Origin of the sequence: Rhodoblastus sp. (genome assembly GCF_052145335.1) — a bacterium.
Taxonomy (GTDB): Bacteria; Pseudomonadota; Alphaproteobacteria; order Rhizobiales; family Beijerinckiaceae; genus Rhodoblastus.
Genome location: NZ_JBKQOU010000273.1, coordinates 1 through 5,653 on the forward strand (window position 1 = coordinate 1; position 5,653 = coordinate 5,653).

The following is a 5,653-nucleotide window of genomic DNA, read 5'->3' on the forward strand; positions in this document are numbered from 1 at the left end:
TGGTGCTCGACACCGAGGTCTATTCCAACACCGGCGGGCAGTCGTCGAAAGCGACGCCGCTCGGCGCCTCGGCCAAATTCGCTTCCGCCGGCAAGCGCACGCCGCGCAAGGACCTCGCCCTGCAGGCGATTTCCTATGGCAATGTCTATGTCGCCCAGATCGCGCTCGGCGCCAACGCCGAACAGGCCCTGATCGCCCTGCGCGAGGCGGAAGCCTATCCGGGCGCTTCTCTCGTCCTCGCCTATAGCCAGTGCATCGCGCATGGCATCGACATGCGAACGGGGATGAAGCAACAGGCGCGCGCGGTGGGCAGCGGCTATTGGCCTTTGTTCCGGTTCGACCCGACCATGCGCAGCCAGGGCCTCAATCCGTTCCGGCTGGATTCGCCGCGTCCGCGCCTGCCGCTGCGCGACTATATCTATCGCGAGCTTCGCTACGAGACCCTCACGCGGTCTCATCCCGAGTCCGCTGCGGAAATGCTGCGCCAGGCCCAGGCGGCGGTGCTGGAAAATTACCGGATCTACGAAGATCTGGCCGCCCGCGACGGCAGCCGCTTCCTGCCCCACTGGGAGGACGCCCCGCAATGAACCGCTGGAGCAAAGCCTGGCCGCGCCGCAATTATGGAGAAACGCCATGGATTTGAGCACCAAATATCTCGGCCTTGACCTCAAGCATCCGGTCGTCGCCTCGCCATCCCCGCTATCCGCCGACCTCGACGGCGTGTTGCGGCTCGCCGACGCCGGCGCGGCGGCCATCGTCATGGCGTCGATCTATGAGGAGCAGATCGTCGCAGAGGAATTGCGATATGCCGCGCTGACGGATCAAGGGGCCGACAGCCAGCCCGAGGCGGCTGGATATTTTCCCACGCGGACCGAGGACCGCGGCGTTCTGGCAAGCCGGCTCGAAATCCTGCGCAAGGCGTCGGAGCGGGCGGGCGTTCCGATCATCGCCAGCCTCAATGGCCAATCCGAATCCGGCTGGGTCGATTTCGCGACGCAATTGCAACAAGCGGGCGCGAGCGCCATAGAGCTCAATATTTATCGCGTCCCCGCCGACCCCGCCGAGACCGGCGCCGAAGTCGAGGAAAGCTATGCGGCGATCGTCCGCGCGGTAAAACAGAAGGTCAGCATTCCGGTCGCCGTCAAGATCGCGCCTTTCTTCAGCTCGCCGGCTAATCTGGCGACGAAACTGGCCGGCGCCGGAGCGGACGGGCTCGTGCTGTTCAACCGTTTCTACGAGCCGGACATCGATCTCAACGCGCTGACGCCGCAGGTGAATCTCCATTTGAGCGCGCCCTACGACATCCGTGTCCCGCTGATGTGGATTTCTCTCATATCTCTGCGCTTCAAGGGCTCGATCGCCGCGACCACCGGCGTGTGGAGCGGCGAGGAGGTGGTGAAATATCTGCTTGTCGGAGCGGATGTCGCCATGACTGCCTCGGCACTCGTCAAATTCGGCCCGGCCCATATCGGGGTTCTGGTGAGAGGATTGCGCGACTGGATGGAGCAGCACGGCTTCACGTCGCTCGACGACTTCAGGGGCCGGCTCGCCGACCATCGCCGCGCCTTCGACGCCGCGGCGCTGATGCGGGCCGAATATCGCGACATTCTGACGGCCGGCTATGCCTCCGTAATTCGCTGAGAGGACGCCACCGATTCGTTGAAGCGCCGCCGCACAACGAAGGCCTGTCGCGCGCACGCAAGAGAACCTCGGGGCCAAACCCGAACGGGAGAATCGTCATGACAATCGCACCTCAGGTCACAATCGCGAAGCCGCAACCAAAGCTCACCGGGCGTTTCAGGACTTCTTTCGTCGTCGCCTGGTTCTTCTGCGTCATCTTTTATTTCCTGCAATATGCCGTGCGGTCGGCGCCGAGCGTCATGCTGCCCGAATTGAAATCGGCATTCGCGCTGGACACGCTCGGCCTCAGCTCCCTGATCGGCCTCTACTATTATACTTATTCGACCTTTGCGCTGATCGCGGGCGCGGCGCTCGACCGCTGGGGCGGCAAATATCCGATCTCTTTCGGCACGGCGCTTCTCGCCGCCGGCATCGCCTTGTTCGGCCTCGGCGACCAAAATCTCGCCGGCCTCGGACGCCTGCTCCAGGGCGCCGGGGCCGCGTTCGCTTTCACCGGCGCCGTCTATCTGGCAGCTCACGGTTTTCCGCGCCGCTATCTCGCCACCGCCATCGGCATCACGCAATGCGTTGGGATGCTGGGCGGCTCCGCCGGCCAATTCGCGGTCGCCCCCCTCATTCACGGCGTGGTCTCCTGGCAGAACTTCTGGATCTATGCCAGCGTCGTCACCTTCGTCGTCGCCGTCATCCTGCTGTTCGTCACGCCGCCGCTGGACGCAGACGAAAAGTTCAAGTCCTCGATCTGGACGATGTTCGCGCCCTATAAAATCGTGTTGTCCAATCCGCAAACCTATCTGTGTGGACTGTGCGCCGGCCTTCTGTTCCTGCCGACGACGGCCGGCAGCATGGTATGGGGCGTCTCCTTCCTGCGCGAGGGCTGGGGCCTGCCTTACACGGAAGCGGTGGATCGCGCCGCCATGGTGCCCTTCGGCTGGGTCATCGGCGCGCCGGCGCTCGGCTATGTCGCGGACCGCATCGGCCTGCGCAAGCCGGCGCTCTATTTCGGCGTCGTGCTGATGCTGTTTTCCATGGCGGCCATCCTTTACCTGCCGCCCAACAGCGCACCGCATTATCTTCTCGCCTTCCTGCTGGGCTTCGGCTCCGGAGCAGCGATGATTCCCTATTCGATCATCAAGGAGGCCAATCCAGACGAGGTCAAAGGCAGCGCGACCGGCGCCATCAATTTTCTCGTCTTCGTGCTCAGCGCCGCCGGGGCGCCCGCCTTCGGCTGGCTCTTGCAGAAATTCGCCGGCGGCGCGGCGCTGCAGCTCCCGGACTTTGTCGAAGGAGGCGGCTCGATGATCGCGGTCATCATCCTCGGGGGGCTCGCGGCGCTGTTCCTAAAGGAGACCGGCGCGGCCACCCACAAGCCCTTGGCCGGACAGTGAGGTCGATCCAAGCCAAAAGGTTGCGGCCGGCATCTTCGGTCGCGTCGCGGCCTCGCGGATCGCGGCGCCGGCGGACTCGGGCGGTTTCGTCGCAGTCGCCGGCCGCCTCCGACGCAGCGGATCGCATAGAGTAGTTTCCGGCCCTGTCCCATCGGGATGAGCCGGTCTAGCTGTCGTTGAGAGACCGAGACCGCAGACCGCAGACCGCAGACCGAGATAACGGCGCCGACAACAATCCGGCTTTGATTCCCATCCATTCGCATTGCTTAGCGCGGGCGGGAACATTCGAGGATGGTATCCGATGACACTCCTCAAAATCGACGACAAGCCTCTCATCCCCCCGCCCCTGGCCCTGCCTTCGCCGCCCGTCGCGCCGGAGGTTTCCGGGTCGGGCGAGCCGGATCTCGAGCAGATCTGGCGGGAACCAGCAGGTCGCCTGTTGGTCCGACTGGAGACGAAAATCGAGGGTTTGACGACTGCGGAGTATAAGTCCCAGCTCGCGAGATATGGCGAGAACAATGCGTCGGACGTGAAAATAGCGCCGCTTTGGCGCCAGTTCCTCCTCCGTTTCGCGAACCCGCTGATCATCATCCTCCTGATAGCGGCCGGCGTGTCCGCGCTCTCGGGGGGCTTCGCGAGTTTCATCGTCATCGTCGTCATCGTCATGGTGAGCGTCGTTTTCGATTTTGTCCAGGATGTTCGGGCGCAAAATGCGGTGGCCTCCCTGCGCGCGTCGGTTTCCGTGCAGGCGACCGTCAGACGCGACGGCAAGGCCATCTCGGTTCCGATCAGCCAATTGGCGCCCGGCGATATCGTCGAGCTGGTCGCCGGCGATCTCGTTCCTGCGGATTCGCGTTTGCTCGAGAGTCGTGACCTCTATGTCAATCAGGCTTTGCTCACCGGCGAGCCTTATCCCGCCGAGAAATGGGTCAGCGACTCCGCTTGCGGAGAAAGAAACCCGGCGGGCGCCTCCAACGTCCTATTTTCGGGCACCTCCATCATCAGCGGAACGGCGACTATTCTGATCTGCCGGACCGGCAGCAGATCGGCGATCGGCCAACTCGCGACCAGCCTGGCCGAGAAGCCCCCGGCCACCGACTTCGCCCTGGGAATTCGTCGCTTCAGCATGCTGATCATGCGCTTCACCGTGGCGCTGATCATATTCGTGCTCCTCGTGAACGTTTGGTTCGCGCGGCCGATACTGGAATCGATCATGTTCGCCGTCGCTCTCGCGGTCGGCCTGACGCCGGAACTGCTGCCTATGATCGTGACCGTCGCGCTTGCCCGCTCGGCCATGCAAATGGCCAAACGAAAAGTGATCGTGAAGCGTTTGTCTGCGATCCACGACGTCGGCGCCATGAATGTTCTGTGCACCGACAAGACGGGCACGCTCACGGAGGCGAAGATCAAGCTGTTACGCGTGATCGACGGCGCGGGCGCCGAGAGCGCGAACGCCTTTTCCTATGCCTATGTCAACAGCAAGTTCGAGACGGGCTTAAAGAGCCCGCTGGACGAGGCGATCCTGTCGGCGCGTCCCTTCGACATGACGAACTTCACGAAGATCGATGAGGCGCCGTTCGATTTCGAACGGCGACGGGTTTCGGTTCTGGTGGAGCACGGCGGCAAGCGCGGTTTGTTCGTCAAGGGCGCTCCCGAGGATGTACTTCGGCTGTCCAACCAATATCAGGACGCCGATGGCGTGGTGAAGCTTCTCACCCCCAAGAGGCGCGCCGACATTCAAGCGACCCTCGATGGACTTGGCGCGCAAGGCCTGCGCGCGCTGGGCATCGCTAGCCGGCTGGCGGATTCGAACGCAGGGACTGCGAACCGGGATCGCGCGATCATCACGGATGAAACCGCCATGGTCTTCGCCGGTTTCGCGGTCTTCCTGGATCCGCCGAAGGCGAGCGCGGGCAAGACGATCCGGGACTTGGAAAAGGCGGGCGTCACCGTGAAGGTGGTGACGGGCGACAACGAACTGGTCTCCCGTCATGTCTTTGCACAGATCGGCATCGCCGTGACGGGCGTGCTGTCCGGCGAGACCCTGGACCAGATTTCCGACGAGGCGTTGATCGGGCAACTGCCCGGCATAAATCTGTTTTGCCGCATAAATCCACAGCAGAAACATCGAATTCTGCTGGCGTTCAAGCGGCGCGGCGATGTCGTGGGATTCATGGGGGACGGCATCAACGATGCGCCCGCGCTGCACGCGGCGGATGTCGGAATCTCCGTGGAAGGCGCGGCCGACGTCGCTCGTGCGGCAGCTGATTTGATTCTTCTTGAGCCGAATCTCGCCGTGGTCGGCGACGCCATCGCGGCCGGGCGCAACGCGGTCCAGAACGTGACGAAATATGTTCTGATGGGCGCGAGTTCAAACCTCGGCAATATGTTCAGCATGGCTGGCGCCACGTTGATCCTGCCTTTCCTGCCGATGCTGCCGATCCAGATTCTGCTCAACAACCTGATCTACAACGTCTCCGAGATCGCGATCCCGTTCGACAACGTCGATCCGGAGACGGTCGTCAAGCCGTTGAAATGGGACATCAAGCTGATCGAACGCTTCATGCTCGTTTTCGGTCCGGTCAGTTCCATCTTCGATTTCATAACGTTTTACGCGATGTTGATTT

The 5,653-nt window shown here is 62.8% G+C and carries 3 protein-coding genes and 1 pseudogene; all 4 read left to right on the forward strand.

Going from position 1 to position 5,653, the window contains the following annotated elements; genetic code table 11:
* Positions 1–587, forward strand: a pseudogene (locus ACLP2E_RS17020) (pyruvate:ferredoxin (flavodoxin) oxidoreductase); the annotation flags it as partial.
* A 46-nt stretch (positions 588–633) separates the two neighbouring features.
* Positions 634–1,641, forward strand: a complete 1,008-nt coding sequence (locus tag ACLP2E_RS17025; RefSeq protein ID WP_442466606.1) for a dihydroorotate dehydrogenase-like protein — start codon at positions 634–636, stop codon at positions 1,639–1,641.
* Between the two features lie 98 nt (positions 1,642–1,739).
* A complete protein-coding gene (locus ACLP2E_RS17030) occupies positions 1,740–3,026 on the forward strand; it encodes an MFS transporter (protein WP_442466607.1) in 1,287 nt (428 codons plus the stop codon).
* 352 nt (positions 3,027–3,378) lie between these two features.
* On the forward strand, positions 3,379–5,653 hold a 2,275-nt coding region (gene mgtA / locus ACLP2E_RS17035; RefSeq protein WP_442466608.1), incomplete at its 3' end, for a magnesium-translocating P-type ATPase.